The organism is Streptomyces sp. NBC_01571 (genome assembly GCF_026339875.1).
GTDB lineage: Bacteria > Actinomycetota > Actinomycetes > Streptomycetales > Streptomycetaceae > Streptomyces.
Map to the genome: position 1 here is coordinate 5025800 of NZ_JAPEPZ010000001.1, position 18332 is coordinate 5044131.

Sequence of the window (18332 nt, forward strand, 5' to 3'; positions counted from 1 at the left end):
TGCCGGAGGACCGGTGGACCCGGCTCCGGCTCAGGACGGCCGCGCGAGAAGATCCCAGCACGAATCGAACCAGGCGTGCATGCTCTCCACGAACACCGACCCGGAGGAGTCGGGATCACCCTCGTCGTTGACGTGGCGGGTGAGTGTCGATCCCAGGCCGAGCACGTCGATGGCGTCGACCTCGGTCTCGTCGTCCATGAGGATCGAGCGTTCCACCACCTCGTACGGCCCGAACAAGGCCTCCGCGCCCGGACGCAGATACAGCTTGAACGCGGGGGTGAGCGGCACGTGCCGGACCTCCACCTGTACGGAGGGCACCAGTCCCTCCGTCTGCAGGTCCCGCAGCGCCGAACGCAACGAGATCGCGTGCCGCCGGGTGATGGCGTGCAGGCGGTCCTGGAGCTGTCCGTTCAACTGGTCCAGTTGTCCGGCCTCCGCTTCGCGCTCCTCCTCTCCCTCACGCGCGGGGCTCTGCGCACGGGGGTAGGGCAGCTCGAGTGACAGGGAGGGCAACAGCATGCGCAGTTCAATGCGCTCGGGTGTGATCTCCTCCAGCCGGATGCGCTCGGCCTGCAGCCGGATGTGGGCGTCCAGAGATTCGGACGTGAGGGTGAACACGTCCAATTGGACGACCGGCTGAGCGAAGGCGCGGGCGATGAAGGTACCCAGGGTCGCGCGCACCCGGGGCGCTTCCTGCCGGGGGTTGCCGAGGTGTATGGGGCTCTTCACGACGCGCGAGCCGCTGCCCTGCCGGGACTCGATCCAGCCCTCGCCCGACAGCGCTCTCAGGGCCCGCTGAACGGTGTCCCGGGAGACCGCCAACTCGTCGGCCAGGGCTCGCTGGGCCGGCAGTGTGCTGCCCAGCGGGTAGACCCCGTTGGCCAGCCGGCCGCGCAGCTCCTCCAGGACACGCCAGAACTCCCTGCCGCCCCCTTCGGTGGTCTGCTCCTCGCCCACACGGCGACCGTACCTCCTTTGGCCGACAAGCAAACCGGTTCCAGTCAGGCAGTGGTCGCCACCGGCTGCCGGTTAAGGGATCAATCCGGCCGGGAAAACCAATCTCAAGTCAACCAGTCCAATTGGACCGGTAGTTGATCGATTCGTGGAAGTGGACGGGGTGGGACTCATGGTCTTCTTTCAACTGGTCGTCGCCGTACTGGAATGCGGGGCGGCGCAGCTGGTCCGGTCGCGGCTCGGACTGGCCGGTCTGCTCGTGCTGACCTGCCTGGTGGTGGGCATACGCGCGGGAAGCGCCCGGCTGGTCTGGTGGTCGGCGGGGCTCTTCTTCCTGCTGACCCTGCAGATGCAGGCCTGAGACTTCGGACGCGGACCGCCCGCCACCCTCACCGGCGTCTGCACCCGGACCCGCAGCCGCAGCTGTCAGAGCTGCCGCCGAAGCAGCCGCAGCAGCGGCTCCAGTGACTCCACCACGTTCTCGGCGCCCGCTTCGCGCAGCTGCTTCTCCTTGTACGCGTTGCGCGCGTAGCCGAGGAACGGGACGCCGGCCCGTTGCGCGGCCTGGTGGTCGGTGGGGGCGTCGCCGATCATCAGGGCGGCGGCGGGGGCGGCGCCCATGGCGTTCAGCGCGCGGTTGAGGCAGTGCGGGTGCGGCTTGAGCTGGTTGAGGTCTTCCGTGCGGCCGTAGAGGTTGGGGGCGAAGCAGCCGGTGAGGCCACGGCTTTCGAGGTAGCCCGAGACCGTGCGGGCCGAGTTGTTGGTCGCGATGGCCAGCCGCACGCCCACCGCGCTCCAGGTCCGGATCAGCGGATCCGCGTACGGGGTCGGCCAGGCGGAGGGCACCGCCTTCAGTTCCTGCTGGGTGAGGCGTTCCTCCAGCTCGGCCACCAGGTCGCTGTGCGGATGGCGCCGATGGACGGCGTACAGGACGACCATCGGGTCGGGGTGGGCCTGCTCCTCCTCCGTCAGGAGTCCGCGCATTCCCTGGCGTTCGAGCCACTCCACCAGGTCCTTCGCCACGTTCTCCGCGCGGTGCCCCGCGAACAGCCGGCAGATCGGTCCGTCGAAGTCGAAGAGCACGAAGTGAGCACGTTCGATCACTTCTCGCAGGTTCTCGGTCTCTGCCGCCACCAGTTCGGTCTGCCTCGTATCAGAAGTCACTAGGAGAGTGTCAGGTCCGTGGTGATGGTTTCCCAGAGGGCGTCGAACCACTTCTGCGATTGCTCCACGAACGCGGCGTCCCGCATGCCGGACCGCTTCTCGAAGGAGAAGAGGAGGGAGTCCGATCCCAGTGCGTCGTACATGTCCAGCGTCACGTCGGCCATCTCCTCCTCCCGTCGCGTGACCATGTAGTACGCGAGCAGGGCCTCGGCCTCGTTGAGAAGGTACAACTTCACGGGCGGGGTGAAGGGCAGGGCCCGGAACGTCACCCGCACGTCGATACCGTGCGAGGAGCGCAGGGCGCGGAGGTTGTGCTGGAGGACGTGGACCTGGGCGTTGCGCTGGGCCAGCCAGCGACCGTGGACCGGGTCGTCGTCCGCCCCGCTGTCGACGGATACCGGGAAGGCCAGGTTGATGTCCCGGGACGGAAGCAGGATGCGGACGTCGATCGACTCGGGGCGCAGGCGGCCCTCATGGATCAGGCGGACCGGTTCGCCGAGCGCCAGCATGAGCGTCTCCGCGGTCAGACAGGCCGCGTCGATCCGGACGTGCGGCGCCGAGAACGCCTGGGCCAGGCGGGGCGCCAGGCCGACCATCGTCGTCTGGGGCTCGCCCTGTGCCGGGGCCTGCTCCGCGATCCGCGGCGGGCTCCCCTTGCTGACGTTGCTGAGCAGACCGTCGTCCTGAAGGGCGCGCAGGGCCTGCCGGACGGTCCCCCGCTCGACACCGAACTCCTCCGCCAGCTCGGCCTGCGTGGGCAGACGGTCTCCCGCCTTGAGGTCTCCGGCCCGGATCCGATCCCTCAGGACGTCGGCGATCTCCTGCGGCGAAAGCCTTCTGCTGCCGTTCACTGCAACGTTCTCCTGGGTCACGACCAAACGTTACAACTCCCACCCATCTACGGGGAGTTGTTTAAAAGTTGTTTATGACTGGCGGCCAAGTGGGGACAACCTAAACAGAGTTGGCAGCCAACTTGGCCAAGTTGGCGGAAGTTTTGCCTCCCCCACCGAGCCAGGTGCCCCGACTCACCGGACTCACCCCCGCACACCCCAGAGGAACCACCACGCCACAGTAGAAGCAGGAGAACCGACCATGCCCGCCATCGCCCTTCTCTCCGCCCTCTTCGTCGTCGGCTTCGACCAGTTCGTTCAGTGGCAGTACGGCACGACCGGCGTCGTCGGTCTGCTGCTGCTCACCATCGGGGTCAAGGCGAAGAGCCCCACCTGCAGCTCCATCGGGGCGGTCGTCCTCGCCCTGCTGGTGGCCGGCCCCGCCCTGTGAGCCCCGGCCGGGAGACGGTCAGCCCGAAAGCAGCAGCTCCGAGCTGATGGTCTCCCACAGCGCGTCGAACCAGAGATGGGACTGCTCCACGAACGTGGTGTCCCGCGGCCCGGCTCCGTGCGCGAACGGGAACAGCATCGACTGGGTGCCCCGGACGTCGTACATCTCCAGGTACTCGTGGTCGACCTCCTCCTCGCGCCTGGCCAGGGTGTAGTACGCGAAGAGCGCTTCGACCCCGTTGAGCAGGTACAGCTTCACGGGCGGGGTGAAAGGCAGCGCGCGGAAGGCGACGTTGACGTCGATGCCGTGGGTGGCGCGCAGGGCGAGCAGGTTGTGGCGCAGCACCTGGCCCTGGGCGTTGCGGTTGGTGAGCCAGCTGCGCTGGAGCCGTCCCGAGGCCGAAGCGTCCACCGGGGCCGGGAAGGCCAGGTCGATGTCACTGCTGGGGAGCAGGACGCGGACGTCCACCCTGGCTGGTTTTATACGGCCCGCGTGAATTTGCCGGAGGGGCTCGCCCATGGCAAGGGTGAGCGAGATCGAGGTCAGGCACAGCGCGTCGATCTCCACGTGCCGGGCCCCGAAGGCGGCCGTGATCCGGCCGCCCAGCGCCACCGTGGTGGGCTGCGGTGAGGCTTCCGGGCCGGTCAGACCCCGTCCCAGGGTGTCGGCGACGGTGGCCGGGCTCCCCTTGGACATGTTGACGAGCAGGTGCTCCGACTGCAGGATGCGTAACGCCTGACGGACGGCCCCGCGCTCGACACCGAACTCGTCGGCCAGTTTGGCCTGTGTGGGCATGCGCTGGCCCGGCCGCAGCTTGCCGGACCTGATCCGGCTCCGCAGTTCGTCGGCCACTTCACGGTGTGACCTCTGTGGCCGTGGTGACCTGTTCCGCCCATTGGCGGCGGCGTGTTCCGGCTCCACGACCAAACACTACAACTTCGCGCCATCTTTGGGCAGTTGAAGGATAGGTGGTTATGAGTCGACCCAACGCGGAGATAACCATGAGTGAGTTGGTTGCCAACTTCAGCAACATGGTCAAACTTCCCGAGGGGTTGGCCGCCGGAGTCGTCCAAGCGCACGTTCGGTCGACCAGGTGGACGGTCCCAGCGGGGTCCGCCTCGCCGTCCCGAAGGAGGGACCGTCATGCCGCTCATCGCCCTCGCCGTCGCCGCCCTCGCCATCGGATTCGAACAGATCATCCAGTGGAAGTACGGGCCGATGGGCCTCATCGCCTTCGCCGTGCTGACCGTCGGCCTCAAGGCCAAGAACACCACCCTCAGCGGCATCGGGGCCGTGATCCTCGTCCTGCTGCTCTCCCAGTCCGGCTGATCGGGCACCACCGTCCGGCAGTCCGGCTGACCGGGCTCTCCTCCGGAGGGGAGCCGGGAGCCCGGTCGGTCCGTACGACGCACCGCCGCACGTCGAACAACAACCACAACCGCAGTGCTACGGAGCACGCACGAGGAACAAGGAGCCAGGAAGCCGCGGCCACAGGGAGGAGCAGGAGTCGGGCCGGTAGAACTCAGGACTCAGAAGATGTCCGGGCACCACGGTCGCCTGGACGTGCGGAGCAGGGCGTCGGCCACGGAGGCGGCGCCCTCTCGTTCTTCCCGCACCCGCCCGAGCGCGGCGAGCCGCACCGCCGACGCCTCGCCGAGCCACAGGGCCGACAGCTCACGTACGTCCAGCGTGAGGTCGGCGCTCTGCCCGGTCGGAGCGCACACCGCGCCGTCCGGACCCACGTCCAGCCGGTAGCGCCCGGCGGACAGTCCGTCCCCGTCGGTGACGTCCAGGACGAGGCTCCCCGAGCCCGCGTACGTACGCGCCTCCATGGCCCGTACGACATCCAGGATCCGCACCCACAACCAGTCCGCCTGGCTGGTGATCCGGGCGGCGCGCGGGTCCGGCAGGAAATCCGGCAGCAGGTCGTCGGGGGCGCGCCAGCCGGTTTTGACCCGGGTGATCCAGTCGATCGAGCAGAGGTAGTGCCACAGGGCGCGCTCGGCGGCGGGGGTCACCCCGATCAGCCATTTCACGGTGGCCGTGTTCAGCGGCTGCTTCGCGTCGCCCCAGTTGTCGTCCGACTCGTAGGCGACCAGGCCCTCCACCTCGCCGTCCGCCGAGCGGTACACGGCGTAGAACGGCTCCGTCCACGCGGCGCCGTCCGAGTTCAGCGCGCCGGTGTTCACCTGCCACCAGCGCTCGACACGGCTGACCACGCCCGGCTGGATGCGGCTGAGCCGGGCGTGCAGCTCCGGGCCGGTCTTGCGCACCTCCTCGCCGTCCACCAGGTCGATACGGCCGCCGTCGGCCGGGCCCGACCAGCGGCGGTCGAGGCCGGTCCTGGGGACGTCGACGGTCCACTGGGTGGCGGTGGTGGCGGGTCCGAAGCCGTACCGCCCGTAGATCGGGTACTCCGCGGCGATCAGCGTGGCGACCACGTCGCCCCGTTCCTTCGCGGCCGCGAGGGCGGTGCCCATCATCCGGGTGAGCAGGCCGCGGCGGCGGTGGGTGGCGGTGACGGAGACGTTCGTGATCGCTTCGGCGGGGACGAGGGCGCCGCCCACGGTGGTGAGCTGCTGCGGGAACGAGCGGAAGGTCGCGACGCATCGGCCGGCGTCGAAGGCGCCGAGTGTGCGCGGCAGGTGCATGTACGAGCCGCGGTCGGCCGTCTCCTGCTCGGAGACGGCTGGGGAGCGCAGGAATCCCGTGTTCAGCGCGCGGATCCAGTCCGGGATCTCGGTCTCGGTGATCGGTCGTACGTCTATTCCATCGCGGCGGCTCATGAGGGCACGCTAGGTGTACGTGCCCGAGGCTGTCGCGGGTTTTTTCGCCCCCGCCGCCCCTACCCGACCCATCCTGTCCCTGGGGCTCCGCCCCGGACCCCGCCAAGGGGCTGCCGCCCCCCTGGACCCTCGCTTCGCCCGAAGGGCTCGTCCTCAAACGCCGGACGGGCTGAAAATCTGCAGCCCAGGCCGGCACCCCCAGCCCGTCCGGCGATTGAGGACGAGGCCGTTCAGGCCGAACGGGGGTCTGGGGGCGGAGCCCCCGGGTACGCGATGGGTCGGGTAGGGGCGGCGGGGGCGAGGAAACCCCGCCGCCGGTCAGAACGTGGCGCGGATCTCGCCGACCTCGGCGCTCCCGCCCATCAGCGGAGCGCGCCCGATCCGCGACAGGACCGGCGCGTCCAGGCCCAACCGGGTCAGCGTGCGGGCCAGGACGGGACCCAGCGCCCGGCCACCACCGTCGTCGATCTTGAAGGCGAAGGCACGGCCGTCGGGAAGGGCCACCGCCTGGACGGCCTCCGCACCCATCTTGGACAGCACCCCCGGCACCTCCCGCATCAGCCACGTGTCGGGCCGCCGCGTACCGGCGACGTACTCGGGATGGGTCCGCATCGCATCGGCCACCCGCCGCTCCGCGGAACCCGGCGCGGCGGCGACGAAGGAGCGGAACGCCCGCGCCAGCCCGGTGAGGGTGAGGGCCATCAACGGCGCCCCGCACCCGTCCGTGCCGACCGCGGCCACCGGCTCCCCCGCCGCCTCCTCGACCACGGTGTGGACGAGCCGCTGCAGGGGGTGGCCGGGGTCGAGGTAGGACTCCAGCGGCCAGCCCCGCTGCGCGCACACGGCGAGCATCGCCGCGTGCTTGCCGGAGCAGTTCATGGTGACCCGGTCGCGCACACCGCCGGCTGCGAGGTAGGTCTCCGCCTCCACCGGGTCCAGCGGCAGGTCCGGCGGGCACTGCAACAGCCCGGCGCTCAGCCGGTGCTCGTCCAGCATCTTCCGCACGAGATCGAGGTGGAAGGTCTCCCCGGAGTGGCTGGCCGCGGCGAGGGCCAGCCGTTCACCGGTCAGGTCGAGGCCGGCCCGCAGCACCCCGGCCGCCTGCATCGGTTTGTTCGACGAACGCGGAAAGACGGGTGTGTCCGCGTCGCCGAGCGACCATTCGACGGACCCGTCCGCGGCCAGCACCACCAGGCTGCCCCTGTGGTGCCCCTCGACGAATCCCGAACGGACGACCTCGGCCAGAACGGGAAGGCCCGGAGGAGTCCGGACCGACCGGGGTGCCCGGAGCGCGGGGAGGGCCTCACCGGCCGCGCCCTCCGGATGGACCGGCGGGACCGAGGGGGACGACGAGGGTATGGAGGGGTCTGCGGGGGCGGCGGACATCGGCGGTGGCCTTCCGGGACGGGACCCGCGCGTTGATCGGACCGGGACGCCGCACCGGGGATGTCCCGGATGCCGCCGGCCGAGCGCCGCGACCGCGTGCCCGGGCCGTTCCCGGTGCGGTCGCAGCGACCACCGCACACCCCCGGGATCGCCGGGGGCCACCGCGTCACATGAGCAGGTCGTCTACTTGTGCTTCCCCATCACGGTACCTGCGGGCGATCTCGGCACTGCAATCGTCGGCCGTCCGCTGCAGCCGCTGGCGGCGCCGGGAGACCTGCTGCTCATAGCGCACCAGCCGCCCCATTCCCTCGACCAGCTCTTCGTCCGTACGGGCCTCCAGGTCCGACAGCTCCACCTCGGAGAGCATGTCGGAGGCGAGCCGGCGGTACTCCTCGCCGTGCGGTGTGCCCACCGTCACATGGCGGGCCGAGGATCGGTGCCGGGCCGGCGCGTCCGTCAGGATCTCCGGGAGCCGGTCGACGACCGAGGGCTCCCCCGCCGCCCCACGCCCCACGGCCGACGAGGCCGAGGACGAGGATGTGGGTGTGGATGTGGATGTGGATCCGGACGATCCTGCCGGTCCGCCCTCATCCGCACCCGAGCCCGACTCCGCGGCAGGCGCCCGCAGCCCCCCTCGCCGCGCCAGCTCCGCCCGCAGGATGTCGATACGGCCCTGGAGCAGCCGTCGCACATAGCTGAGGTCGGCCTCGTCGCGCTGGGCGTCGCGCCGCAGGGTCCGCAGTTCGGGCAGCCGCAGCAGGGTCAGATCGGGCTGGGGCGCGTCGGTGGGCAGCGGGCTGTCGGTGCGCTGCGCGGGAGGGCGGTGGGCTCCCGCGCGACCGCCTCCCGCCCGCGGACTCGTCCGGGTCAACGACACGGCTCCGGGCGGCTGCCCGATACTCGGTGTGCTCATGTGCCTCTTCCGTCCCCTCGACCGGCGCGGTCCACCCCACGGTTGCACCGCAACACACGCATCGTGCCACCCCAAGTGGCCGCTATGTGACCGAGTGCCCCTGATCGGACCTAGATGGGGGGTTAAGGACAAAAAAAGAAACCCCAAAGGGCGCCACAGGGACCTCGGAGGACTTCGCCGGGACCCTCCCGAACGGTCTTCGCCGCACACGGCATGATGGTCACATGCGTGCGGTGGTGCAGAGGGTGGACGGCGCGAGCGTCGTCGTGGACGGCGAGACGGTCGGGGCGATCGACGGCGAGGGGCTGTGCGTGCTCGTCGGCGTCACGCACGACGACACCAAGGAAAAGGCGGCCCAACTGGCCCGCAAACTCTGGTCGATCCGCATGCTGGCCGACGAGAGGTCATGCAGCGACATCGACGCCCCGCTGCTCGTGATCAGCCAGTTCACGCTGTACGGCGACGCCCGCAAGGGGCGCCGCCCCACCTGGAACGCGGCGGCCCCCGGCGACGTCGCCGAGCCCCTCGTCGACGAGGTCGTCGCGCAGCTCCGCGCACTGGGCGCGACGGTGGCCACGGGCCGTTTCGGCGCCCGGATGCGCGTCTCCCTGACGAACGACGGCCCGTTCACCGTCGTCGTCGACATGTGACGACTGACGAGCGGCGACGCACGACGGCCGACGGATGCCGACCGTCGACGGGCGGGGCGGACGGGTGCCAGGTGCCGGGTGTGACGGATAGGGCTAGGGCTACGGCTCGACGACGACTTCCTGCGCCGCGGCCGTGGTGTCCGCGAGCAGCGGCGCGTCGAGCGGTACGTTCCGCTTCACCAGCGCCAGCGCGATCGGGCCGAGCTCGTGATGCCGTACGGCGGTGGTGATGAACCCGATCTTCCGGCCGTCGGGGCCGTCGCCCGCCAGCCGGAGTTCGGCGCCGTGCGGCGGAAGGTGCACCTCGCTGCCGTCCAGGTGCAGGAAGACCAGCCGGCGCGGGGGCTTGCCCAGGTTCTGCACCCGGGCCACCGTCTCCTGGCCCCGGTAGCAGCCCTTCTGCAGATGGACGGCGCTGCCGATCCAGCCCAGCTCGTGCGGGATGGTGCGGTGGTCGGTCTCGAAGCCGAGCCGCGGGCGGTGGTGTTCGACGCGCAGCGCCTCGTACGCGAGAAGCCCGGCCGCCGGACCGGCCTTGCCGGCGTACGACTCCAGGTCCGTGCGCGGAAGGAGGAGATCACGCCCGTACGGCGTCTCGCGGACGACGGCTCCCTCGGGGACCTCGGCGATCGAACCGGCCGGCAGGTGCACGACCGCGAAGTCGCCCGTGCGGTCGGCGACTTCGACACGGTAGAAGAACTTCATGGACTCCAGGTACGCGATCAGCGCTTCCTGGGTGCCGGGCTCGACGTGGGCCCAGGTCGTGGTGCCGTCGTCGACGAGGTACAGCGCGTGTTCGATGTGGCCGTGCGCGGAGAGGATCAGCGCCTCGGTGGCACGGCCCACCGGGAGGTCCGTGACGTGCTGGGTGAGCAGCAGGTGCAACCAGCTCAGCCGGTCCTCGCCCGTCACGGCGACGACGCCGCGGTGCGAGAGATCCACGAAACCGGTGCCGTCGGCGAGGGCGCGCTGTTCACGGAACAGGTCGCCGTAGTGGGCGGCGACGTCTTCGTCGACGCCCTCGGCGGGGACCGCGCCGGGCAGGGCCAGGAGGGGGCTCTTCATATCCACACAGCCTACGACCCGGCAGCCGCCGAATTTATTTCTTATTTCCCGGACCCCTGCTTCTTGGTCCCTGCTTCTTGGCCCCTACTTCACTTCTCGGCCCCTACTTCTTGGCGGCGCAGTCCTGGCAGCGGCCGAAGATCGCGAAGTGTTTCATGTCCGTCTCGAAGCCGAAGGTGTCGCGGAGCTTCGCGGTGAACTCCGCGGCGACCGAGATGTCGGCCTCGATGACGTTCGTGCAGTCCCGGCACACCAGGTGGATGTGGTGGTGACGGTCGGCCAGGTGGTAGGTCGGCGCGCCGTGCCCGAGATGTGCGTGGCTGACCAGGTCCAGCTCCTCGAGCAGCTCCAGCGTTCTGTAGACCGTCGAGATGTTGACACCGGAAGCCGTTTTGCGCACTTCGACCAGGATGTCGTCCGGGGTCGCGTGCTCCAGCGTGTCCACGGCTTCGAGCACAAGCTGCCGCTGCGGAGTCAGCCGGTAACCGCGCTGCCGCAGATCGCTCTTCCAGTCGGTGCCTACCACGCGGCCCAGTCTAGGCTGCCAGGATCTCCCTGACGCGTGTCACGACGCTCTCCAGGCTGAAGGGCTTGGGGAGGAGGACCACCGGGACCTCGCGACCGGCGTCGCGCAGGATGCGGGCGACGTCCGCGCCGTCGAAGTCGGGGAGGTGTACGTCGAGGACGACGAGGTCGGGGGTCTCGGCGTACGCGGTGTTCAGCGCGGCGACGCCGGTGCCGACCGCGGTGACGGCGAAGCCCGCCAGCCGGAAGGTCTCGGTGAGCAGCTCGCGGACGTCCTGCTCGTCGTCGACGACGAGCACGCGGGCGGCGGCAGGCACGGGTACGGAGGCCGGTACGGGAGCAGGCGCGGCAGCGGGCACGGGCACGGCTGGGTTCACGGGCTCTTCAGGAAGGAAAGCGGGGCCGGTCACCCTCGTAGAGTTACCGGCCCCGCATCAGAGAAGCGTGAACTTTCCCTGTACATCGCTTGAGAGCGGCCGCTGACGACGCGATCGACGCCCGGTCTACTTGAAGAACGCGATCCCGTCGTCCGGCATGTCGTCCGGGAGGGCCTTGGCCCAGCGCTCGACGTCCTCCGGGGTGACGACCTTCTTCAGGTGCGCGGACATGTAGGGGCGCAGCTCGACCTCGGGGGTCTGCTTCTCGCCGACCCACATGAGGTCGCTCTTCACATAGCCGTACAGACGCTTGCCGCCGGTGTACGGACCGGAGGCGGCGGTTCGCGCCACCGCGTCCGTGACCAGGTCGATCTGCGGCTTCTTCTCGGCCAGGTCGCCGTACCAGATCTCGACGACACCGTCGTCGCGGGTCATGACGACCTCGACCTTGCGGTGGGCGTCGATGCGCCAGAAGCCCGACTCGGACTCCAGCGGCCGGACCTTGTTCCCGTCGGCGTCGAGCACCCAGGTGTGCGAGTGGTACTCGAGGAAGTCGCGCCCGTCGTGGCTGAAGGTGACCTCCTGCCCGAAGTTGCACTTCTCGGAGCCGGGGAAGTCGTGGACACCCGCGCCGGCCCAGTTGCCGAGCAGGAAGGCAAGGGGGAGCAGGTCCTTGTGGAGGTCGGACGGGATCTCGATCATGAGCAGCTTTTCGTCGTCGACGTCAGAGGCGGGGTCAGCGCTGGCCCTGGTACAGCTTCTTCACGGTCAGCCCGGCGAAGGCCAGAACGCCGACGCAGACCAGAACCAGCAGGGCTTCGAAGAATGCCTCAAGCACGGGGTGCTCCTCGGGTGACGCGGTGGTGGGCGGTGACAGGCGGTACAAGAACCGGACCCCACTCTAGTCGTGCGGGGCCCGGCTCTCTCTGCGAGGTACACCCTGGCGGCTCAGCCCAGCAGCTGGCTCTGCAGGGCCACCGTCTGCTGGAAGGGGACGGCCTCCGTGACGCCCTTGCGGGACTGCACGATCACGGCGAGGGTGTCCCCGGCCTCGAGGTACGCCTCGCGGACCTGCTCGGCGCCGTACGGCTTGGTCTCGGCGTACGGCGAACGGTCGACGTCGTCGATCCCGGCACGGGCGGGGTAGTCCTGGTCCCTGGACATGCCCGCGGCGCCGCGCATCGCGTACTCCGGGCTGTTGTAGGAGGTCAGATCGGTGGTGCCGAGCTCGTCCACGACGGCCGCGGTGCCGAAGTGCAGCAGGTAGATCCGCGTGTGCGTGCCGTCCGGTGTACGCCAGCCGCGCGCGGCGATGTTCCGCAGCCCGTTGTCGGTCAGCAGCTGTCCGATGGTCTCCCGGTCGTCCTTGGATGCGTACTCCGCCAGGAAGGTCTTCGTCGCCAGCCAGCCGTCCTCGCCGCGCAGCGCCGTGTCGGCCTTGGCGCCCTTCGGCGCGGGCAGTACGAGTCCGCGCAGGTCGGCGTAGTGGGTGCCGGCCTTGTTCGCCTCGTCGAACGGGCGGGGGCTGCCCGCGGGCAGCGGCGGCATGGTGATCTCCGGGTAGTCCCAGCGACCGTCCGACTCCGTCGCCAGACCCGGGACGTCGGTTCGCTCCATCCGGGTGATGCCGTACGCGGCCGAGGTGCCGACCGCGGCGAACACCACGGTGGCGGCCGTCCAGCGCAGGACGGCGCGCAGGACGCGGCGGTCCTTCTTCACCGGCGGTCCGGCGGGCACGCCGGCCGGTGCTTCGGCAGGCGGCCCGGCCGCCGGATCGACGGACGGTTCGGCCGCCGGATCGACGGACGGTTCGGCCGCCGGATCGACGGACGGTTCGACGGGCGGCTCGGCGGGGAGCTCGTCCGCCGGTCGGGGTGCGGGCAGCGGTGCGGCCTGTTCCTCGACGGACGTCGTCTGCTCGGTCATACCGCCTCCCCCGGTTCTGCGATGCGGTCGAGCTGCTCGCGCAGCAGCTTCGCGACACCCTTGGTGTTCAGTGGCTTGGCTCCGTACGCGGTGAGGCTGACCAGTACGTCGCCCTGATAGGCGGAACAGACCATCGCGTCGAGCTTCTCCTTCTTGTCCTTGGGCGGCAGGAAGCACTTGGCGTTCTTGTGGCCCTCGATCTTCGGCCCCGTGCGGAAGATCTTGAGGGCGTCGAAGAACTCGTTCTGGAACGTGGACATGTTCCGGACCGCCGTCTTGTCCTCCATCTGGGCCAGCTCGATGCTCACCGTGAACTCGGCCTGCAGCGTGTAGGTGTCGGTACCCAGGTAACTGCGCATCGCGATGCCCTTGGTGTGCTCCTTGTCGATGCGCTTCTCCAGCTGCCGCCGCTGGGAACGGGGCAGCTCGCGCAGCGACTCCTTGCGCAGGGCGGCGGCCTCGGGTCCGCTGAGCGAGGCGTCGTTGCCGAACTCGGCGATGTCGGGTCCCCGGGTCCAGCCGTCGGTGCCGTACGGCACGAGCACGGCGGCGAGTCCCGTGGGCCCCTTCGCCTTCCTGGCGTCGTCGTGCGCGGCCTTGGGGAAGGTCCAGGTGGGCGCGCCGGGGTCCCGGTCGGCGTCCTGGACGGTCACCACGGTGTAGGCGCTGCCCGCGACGACGGCCCCGACGAGCAGGACGGCACCGGCGACGGCGGCGACACGGCCACGGCGTACGCGCTTCCTGGCCGGAGCGGGCTCGGGCGCGCTCGCCCCGGGCTCGGCGGAGGGCTCCGGCGCCGCCGTCGCGGACACGGAGGACGACTCCGGCGCCGCCGGCTCAGGCGTGCCAGTGACGGTGGGCTCGGGCGTGCCAGTGACGGTGGGCTCGGGTGTGGCGGTGGACTCAGGCGTGGCGGTGGACTCAGGCGTGGCGGTGGACTCAGGCGTGGCGGGCGCCGGGACGGTCCCCGCGTCCGACGGGTTCGCCGGTTGCTCGTTCACAGCCGCTCCATCTGCCGCTTGGCCAGGTCCATGATCGTCGCCTTCGGGATCGGCTTGCTGTCGTAGATCCAGATCTCCATGGCGATGTCGCCGCGCCAGGCCTGCGCTTCCGCCCCGTAGACCGGCACGTAGCCGGGATTCGTGTCCGGCTTGCTGTGGACGTACACCATGCCGTTCCCCGTGCCGGGAATGGCCCAGCTGCGCGTGCCGCTCTCCTTGTCCGCCCAGTACTGGCCGTTGTCGGACGCGTCGCCGGCGGCGAGTTTCTCCTCCTGGCGGTACTGGAGGAGCCTGACTTCCACGGTGCCGGCGCTGCCCTGCTTCCAGCCCGTCACGGCCGCGCGCCGGAACTCGTCGGCGACCAGGTCCTTGAAGGCGCCGTCCGGCTTCGTGAACGACTCCGCGTACTCGCCGACGTCCATCCAGCCGTCGCTGCCGATCCAGTCGGCCTCCCGCGCGCCCTTGGGCCGCTTCAGCAGGAGCTTGCGCAGGTCGCCGTCGGTCTTCACCCGGTGGTCCTGCGCGGCCGAGAGGGGCTCGGGGGCCGCTCCCCGCGCCTGGGCGACCACGGGCTGCGAGAGCGACGGCAGCCCGGTGGGCTCACGGTCGGCCTGGATCAGGTAGCCGGCACAGGTACCGGCGACCAGCCCCAGCACGGCGGCCGTGGCGATCAGAAGGGTCGTACGCCCACGCCGACGCCGACGCACGCCGGGTGCACCGGACTCGTCAGGCGCGTGGGACACGTCGGGTACGTGCTCGGGCGTCTGCTCGGACGTATGGTCGAGCGGCTGCGGCGCTTGGGGGAGTTCCCCAGGTGCGTCGGCCGCTTCGGATGTTTCGGGTACTGCCTCGACTTCCAACTCGTCCCCCCACGGAACGCGAAGCACGGATTCCGTATCCGCGCGCACAGGAGACCCATGGGTAACCCACGGGGTTGTAAGAGCCCTGATCACGATTCGGACTCCGCCGACTACGATGCATCCATGGCGAAGAAGCTCCTGATCAAGGTGACGGCGGGGGCCGACGCCCCGGAGCGCTGCTCACAGGCGTTCACGGTGGCGGCGGTGGCCGTGGCCAGTGGCGTCGATGTCTCCCTCTGGCTGACCGGGGAGTCCGCCTGGTTCGCCCTGCCGGGCCGGGCCGCCGAGTTCGAGCTTCCGCACGCGGCTCCGCTGCCCGGTCTGATCGACTCGATCCTCGCGGCGGGCCGCATCACGCTGTGCACGCAGTGCGCGGCCCGCCGGGACATCACGGAGAAGGACGTGCTGGAGGGCGTGCGCATCGCGGGCGCCCAGGTCTTCGTCCAGGAGGCCATGGCGGACGAGACGCAGGCGCTCGTCTACTGAGCGGTCGCCGCCGGCCCGGGCGCGGGGCAGCCGAACTGCCGGACAGGCCCTACGGCCGCCGCTTCTTCCCGTCCAGCTCGTCCCACCACTCGTCGGACTTGGGGTCCCCCGACGGGTCGTCCCACCAGCGGTCCTCGGGACCGCGCCGGTTGGCCACCATCGCGGCGAGCGGCGGAATCACCATCGCCACCACGCACATCCCCACGGCCGCGGGAATCGACCAGATCCGCACGACTCCCCAGGCCAGGACGAAGAGACCGATGCACGTCCCCATCATGGCGAAGTACACGTGCCGCCGTCGTGCGTACATACGTCCAGAGTAGGTCCACGGAAGCGGTCCGGCGCGGGACGTGCGGGCATACCGAAGGGCCGCACCCCGAGCGTTCGACCCGGGGTGCGGCCCTTCAGCCGTTCAAGGTCCTGCGGGGTGCCGTCAGACGGCGATGGCGACCTCGGCGAGGCCGCCCGTCCGGGCGACGACCGTGCGGTCCGCGGTGCCGCCGGGGACCAGGGCGCGTACGGTCCAGGTGCCCTCGGCCGCGTAGAAACGGAACTGGCCCGTCGCGGAGGTGGGGACCTCCGCGGTGAACTCGCCGGTCGAGTCCAGCAGACGCACGTAACCGGTGACGGGCTCGCCGTCGCGGGTCACCTGGCCCTGGATGGTGGTCTCACCGGGCTTGATCGTCGAGGCGTCCGGGCCGCCGGCCTTCGCTCCACACATATTTCGATTCCGTCCTTCTGGCCTTGGGGGTTACTTGTTGGCGCCGAGCTCGATCGGGACGCCGACCAGGGAGCCGTACTCGGTCCAGGAACCGTCGTAGTTCTTGACGTTCTCCACGCCGAGCAGCTCGTGCAGCACGAACCAGGTGAGCGCGGAACGCTCACCGATGCGGCAGTACGCGATCGTGTCCTTGGCGAGGTCGACCTGCTCGTCGGCGTAGAGCTCCTTGAGCTCGTCGTCCGACTTGAAGGTGCCGTCGTCGTTGGCGTTCTTCGACCACGGGATGTTGCGGGCGCTCGGGACGTGGCCCGGACGCTGCGACTGCTCCTGCGGAAGGTGCGCCGGGGCCAGCAGCTTGCCGCTGAACTCGTCGGGCGAACGGACGTCGACCAGGTTCTGCGAGCCGATCGCGGCGACCACGTCGTCACGGAAGGCGCGGATCGCCGTGTTCTGGGCCTTGGCCTTGTAGTCGGTCGCGGCGCGCTCGGGCACCTCGACGACCAGGTCGCGGGAGTCGAGCTCCCACTTCTTGCGGCCGCCGTCGAGGAGCTTCACGTTCTCGTGGCCGTAGAGCTTGAAGTACCAGTAGGCGTAGGAGGCGAACCAGTTGTTGTTGCCGCCGTAGAGGACGACCAGCGTGTCGTTGGCGATGCCCTTCGACGACAGGAGCTTCTCGAAGCCCTCCTGATCGATGAAGTCACGGCGGACCGGGTCCTGGAGGTCCTTGGTCCAGTCGATCCGGATCGCGTTCTTGATGTGGTTCTTCTCGTACGCGGACGTGTCCTCGTCGACCTCGACGATGGCCACGCTCGGGTCGTCCAGGTGGGCCTGGACCCAGTCGGCGTCTACCAGGACGTCGCTGCGGCTCATGCTCTTTCTCCTCCGGGGCAGTTGCGGCGGGGCGGTGCGTTAGAGAGAGGGTGCGCGGTCATGCCTGTCTCGGCTGCGCGGCGCGCACGGGGGTCCCTGGCGAAGAAGGGCCAGGGCGGGGCGGATGGGCGAATGCCCCCGCTCAGAAGGTGCGACAGAGCATGGCGGCGACGCGGCACAGGTCTACTGCCCGCCGCTTCGTGAGGTCCGCCTGTCGCTTCATGCGTCCGATCGTAGGGACGGACAGCGCGACATGTCACCGGTGTGTCGCATCATGAGATGGGATCGTCCGGGATGTGGGATGAGATGACCATCGAAACCACTCCCGCCCGCTCACCGGGCCCCGGCGCCCGGCATCGCGTCCGCCGCGCATCTGCCGTACGGACGGGCCTGTCTCGCCTTTCGGACAGCCGCGCCCGACGCCGCCTCCGACCGTCCTTCCGGCCGCCGCCTCCGGCCCGTCGCCCCGAACGCGGCCCGCGATGCGACCGCCGGCCCCCCGTACCGCCGCCGGAACCGCGGACCCCGGCGGGGCCGGCAACCGTCCTACCCGACCAGCTTGACGTCCGAACCCTTCACCGAGATGTCCACTCCGTTCGCGGCCGCCTCGACCTTGTCGAGCTTGATGCCGCCCGGCAGCCCGTCGATCCTCTGCTCGAAGTCGGTGATCGCCCGGATCCGGCCCTCGACGACATCCACGCCCAGCTTGGGCAGCCCGTCCGCGTGCACCTTGACCAGGTTGCCCCCGACCACGGCGACGGAGCTCAGCACGGAGACCGGCTCGGGCAGCTTCTTGCCGAACACGGTGGCCGTGAGCTCGACCTTGATCTTCCCGTTCCCGCCGTCGGAGAGTCCGACGACCTGCGCGGTGACGCCGGGGGCGACCTGCGTCGGCTGGGACTTGGCGGCCTTGATCAGCTCGGCGTAGGAGACGGTCGCGGAGCCGGAGGCGCTGTTCGCGGTGGCGGAGCTGTAGTCGCCGTTGAAGCTGACGCCGTGCATCTCCGCGTTCAGGGTGTCGATGCGGATGGTGCCGGCGCCTCCCGCGGTGCCCTTGGCGCCCTCCGCCGACGCCTCGTAGTCCTTGATGCCGATCTTCACGTCGTCGAGTTCGCCGGCGGCCACCTGGGTGAGGAAGGGGAAGCCCTCGATGGACACGTCGGGGGTGCTGGTGAGGCCCTCGGTGCTCCTGATCCGGTCCGCCGCCTTGTCCTCCGCGAAGCCGACCGCCACGCGGTCCGCGATCACGAACAGCCCGCCGAGGATGACGGTGACGACCAGAATTATTCGCAGTGCGCGCATGCTCAGGGTTCCCCATCTGGACCGGGTCCGGGCGGCCGACATGGCCGTCCTGCGCGAACGTAACC

24 protein-coding genes are annotated in these 18332 nt (G+C 70.1%); 5 read left to right on the forward strand and 19 right to left on the reverse strand.

What is annotated here, in order from left to right; all coding sequences use genetic code 11:
* Nucleotides 1-30 precede the first annotated feature (30 nt).
* Nucleotides 31-957 carry a winged helix-turn-helix domain-containing protein gene (locus tag OHB41_RS22585; RefSeq protein WP_266700040.1) on the reverse strand — a complete coding sequence of 309 codons (927 nt, stop codon included), beginning with the start codon at nucleotides 955-957 and terminating at the stop codon, nucleotides 31-33.
* A gap of 169 nt (nucleotides 958-1126) precedes the next feature.
* Here OHB41_RS22585 and OHB41_RS22590 point away from each other — a divergent pair, with 169 nt between their 5' ends.
* Nucleotides 1127-1315, forward strand: coding sequence for a hypothetical protein (locus OHB41_RS22590; protein ID WP_266700041.1), 189 nt, complete (start codon nucleotides 1127-1129; stop codon nucleotides 1313-1315).
* A 65-nt stretch (nucleotides 1316-1380) separates the two neighbouring features.
* Here OHB41_RS22590 and OHB41_RS22595 read toward each other — a convergent pair whose 3' ends face one another.
* Nucleotides 1381-2118, reverse strand: a complete 738-nt coding sequence (locus tag OHB41_RS22595; RefSeq protein WP_266700042.1) for an HAD family hydrolase — start codon at nucleotides 2116-2118, stop codon at nucleotides 1381-1383.
* The gene (locus tag OHB41_RS22600; RefSeq protein ID WP_266700043.1) at nucleotides 2118-2996 is read right to left on the reverse strand and encodes a GntR family transcriptional regulator; all 879 of its coding nucleotides are present in this window, start codon (nucleotides 2994-2996) and stop codon (nucleotides 2118-2120) included. Before OHB41_RS22600 ends, OHB41_RS22595 begins: the two co-directional genes overlap by 1 nt.
* 214 nt (nucleotides 2997-3210) lie before the next feature.
* On the opposite strand from OHB41_RS22600, the gene OHB41_RS22605 reads away from it, so the two are divergent.
* On the forward strand, nucleotides 3211-3399 hold the full coding sequence (locus OHB41_RS22605) for a hypothetical protein (RefSeq protein ID WP_148009080.1): 189 nt from the start codon (nucleotides 3211-3213) through the stop codon (nucleotides 3397-3399).
* A gap of 18 nt (nucleotides 3400-3417) precedes the next feature.
* Here OHB41_RS22605 and OHB41_RS22610 read toward each other — a convergent pair whose 3' ends face one another.
* Nucleotides 3418-4326 (reverse strand): winged helix-turn-helix domain-containing protein, encoded by a 909-nt coding sequence (locus tag OHB41_RS22610; protein ID WP_266700044.1) that lies wholly within the window; start codon nucleotides 4324-4326, stop codon nucleotides 3418-3420.
* A 216-nt stretch (nucleotides 4327-4542) separates the two neighbouring features.
* Between OHB41_RS22610 and OHB41_RS22615 the strand changes: the two genes are divergently transcribed.
* Nucleotides 4543-4728, forward strand: coding sequence for a hypothetical protein (locus OHB41_RS22615; protein ID WP_266700045.1), 186 nt, complete (start codon nucleotides 4543-4545; stop codon nucleotides 4726-4728).
* A 200-nt stretch (nucleotides 4729-4928) separates the two neighbouring features.
* Here the strand turns inward: OHB41_RS22615 and OHB41_RS22620 are convergent, their stop codons facing one another.
* From OHB41_RS22620 to OHB41_RS22630, 3 genes are all read right to left on the reverse strand, one after another.
* Nucleotides 4929-6185, reverse strand: a complete 1257-nt coding sequence (locus OHB41_RS22620; RefSeq protein WP_266700046.1) for a GNAT family N-acetyltransferase — start codon at nucleotides 6183-6185, stop codon at nucleotides 4929-4931.
* Nucleotides 6186-6503: 318 nt separating this feature from the next.
* Nucleotides 6504-7571: an asparaginase gene (locus OHB41_RS22625; RefSeq protein WP_266700047.1), complete on the reverse strand. Its 1068-nt coding sequence runs from the start codon at nucleotides 7569-7571 to the stop codon at nucleotides 6504-6506.
* Between the two features lie 166 nt (nucleotides 7572-7737).
* Complete coding sequence (locus tag OHB41_RS22630; RefSeq protein WP_266700048.1) at nucleotides 7738-8484, reverse strand: RsiG family protein; 747 nt, start codon at nucleotides 8482-8484, stop codon at nucleotides 7738-7740.
* A gap of 224 nt (nucleotides 8485-8708) precedes the next feature.
* Here OHB41_RS22630 and dtd point away from each other — a divergent pair, with 224 nt between their 5' ends.
* The gene (dtd, locus tag OHB41_RS22635) at nucleotides 8709-9134 is read left to right on the forward strand and encodes a D-aminoacyl-tRNA deacylase (RefSeq protein WP_266700049.1); all 426 of its coding nucleotides are present in this window, start codon (nucleotides 8709-8711) and stop codon (nucleotides 9132-9134) included.
* A gap of 99 nt (nucleotides 9135-9233) precedes the next feature.
* Here the strand turns inward: dtd and ygfZ are convergent, their stop codons facing one another.
* The 7 genes from ygfZ to OHB41_RS22670 all read right to left on the reverse strand — a co-directional run bounded on the left by ygfZ (nucleotide 9234) and on the right by OHB41_RS22670 (nucleotide 14771).
* A complete protein-coding gene (ygfZ, locus tag OHB41_RS22640; protein ID WP_266700050.1) occupies nucleotides 9234-10199 on the reverse strand; it encodes a CAF17-like 4Fe-4S cluster assembly/insertion protein YgfZ in 966 nt (321 codons plus the stop codon).
* A 103-nt stretch (nucleotides 10200-10302) separates the two neighbouring features.
* Complete coding sequence (locus tag OHB41_RS22645; RefSeq protein ID WP_266700051.1) at nucleotides 10303-10725, reverse strand: Fur family transcriptional regulator; 423 nt, start codon at nucleotides 10723-10725, stop codon at nucleotides 10303-10305.
* 10 nt (nucleotides 10726-10735) lie between these two features.
* Nucleotides 10736-11101: a response regulator transcription factor gene (locus tag OHB41_RS22650; RefSeq protein ID WP_266700052.1), complete on the reverse strand. Its 366-nt coding sequence runs from the start codon at nucleotides 11099-11101 to the stop codon at nucleotides 10736-10738.
* A gap of 126 nt (nucleotides 11102-11227) precedes the next feature.
* Nucleotides 11228-11803, reverse strand: a complete 576-nt coding sequence (locus OHB41_RS22655; protein ID WP_266700053.1) for a heme-binding beta-barrel domain-containing protein — start codon at nucleotides 11801-11803, stop codon at nucleotides 11228-11230.
* Between the two features lie 246 nt (nucleotides 11804-12049).
* Entirely contained in the window at nucleotides 12050-13027 is a 978-nt protein-coding gene (locus OHB41_RS22660; RefSeq protein WP_266700054.1) for a hypothetical protein, read from the reverse strand.
* Nucleotides 13024-14028 (reverse strand): hypothetical protein, encoded by a 1005-nt coding sequence (locus tag OHB41_RS22665; RefSeq protein ID WP_323138391.1) that lies wholly within the window; start codon nucleotides 14026-14028, stop codon nucleotides 13024-13026. The genes OHB41_RS22660 and OHB41_RS22665 overlap by 4 nt, the downstream gene beginning before the upstream one ends.
* On the reverse strand, nucleotides 14025-14771 hold the full coding sequence (locus OHB41_RS22670) for a hypothetical protein (protein WP_266700055.1): 747 nt from the start codon (nucleotides 14769-14771) through the stop codon (nucleotides 14025-14027). The genes OHB41_RS22665 and OHB41_RS22670 overlap by 4 nt, the downstream gene beginning before the upstream one ends.
* Nucleotides 14772-15011: 240 nt before the next feature.
* Between OHB41_RS22670 and OHB41_RS22675 the strand changes: the two genes are divergently transcribed.
* Nucleotides 15012-15374: a DsrE family protein gene (locus OHB41_RS22675; RefSeq protein WP_266700056.1), complete on the forward strand. Its 363-nt coding sequence runs from the start codon at nucleotides 15012-15014 to the stop codon at nucleotides 15372-15374.
* Between the two features lie 49 nt (nucleotides 15375-15423).
* Here OHB41_RS22675 and OHB41_RS22680 read toward each other — a convergent pair whose 3' ends face one another.
* From OHB41_RS22680 to OHB41_RS22695, 5 genes are all read right to left on the reverse strand, one after another.
* Nucleotides 15424-15684 carry a DUF3099 domain-containing protein gene (locus OHB41_RS22680; protein WP_153289844.1) on the reverse strand — a complete coding sequence of 87 codons (261 nt, stop codon included), beginning with the start codon at nucleotides 15682-15684 and terminating at the stop codon, nucleotides 15424-15426.
* A gap of 123 nt (nucleotides 15685-15807) precedes the next feature.
* Nucleotides 15808-16095 carry a DUF1416 domain-containing protein gene (locus tag OHB41_RS22685; protein WP_018527919.1) on the reverse strand — a complete coding sequence of 96 codons (288 nt, stop codon included), beginning with the start codon at nucleotides 16093-16095 and terminating at the stop codon, nucleotides 15808-15810.
* Nucleotides 16096-16125: 30 nt separating this feature from the next.
* The gene (locus OHB41_RS22690; RefSeq protein ID WP_266700057.1) at nucleotides 16126-16965 is read right to left on the reverse strand and encodes a sulfurtransferase; all 840 of its coding nucleotides are present in this window, start codon (nucleotides 16963-16965) and stop codon (nucleotides 16126-16128) included.
* Between the two features lie 142 nt (nucleotides 16966-17107).
* A complete protein-coding gene (locus OHB41_RS52350) occupies nucleotides 17108-17188 on the reverse strand; it encodes a putative leader peptide (protein WP_350310325.1) in 81 nt (26 codons plus the stop codon).
* Nucleotides 17189-17511: 323 nt separating this feature from the next.
* Nucleotides 17512-18267 carry an LmeA family phospholipid-binding protein gene (locus OHB41_RS22695; RefSeq protein WP_266700058.1) on the reverse strand — a complete coding sequence of 252 codons (756 nt, stop codon included), beginning with the start codon at nucleotides 18265-18267 and terminating at the stop codon, nucleotides 17512-17514.
* Nucleotides 18268-18332 lie beyond the last annotated feature (65 nt).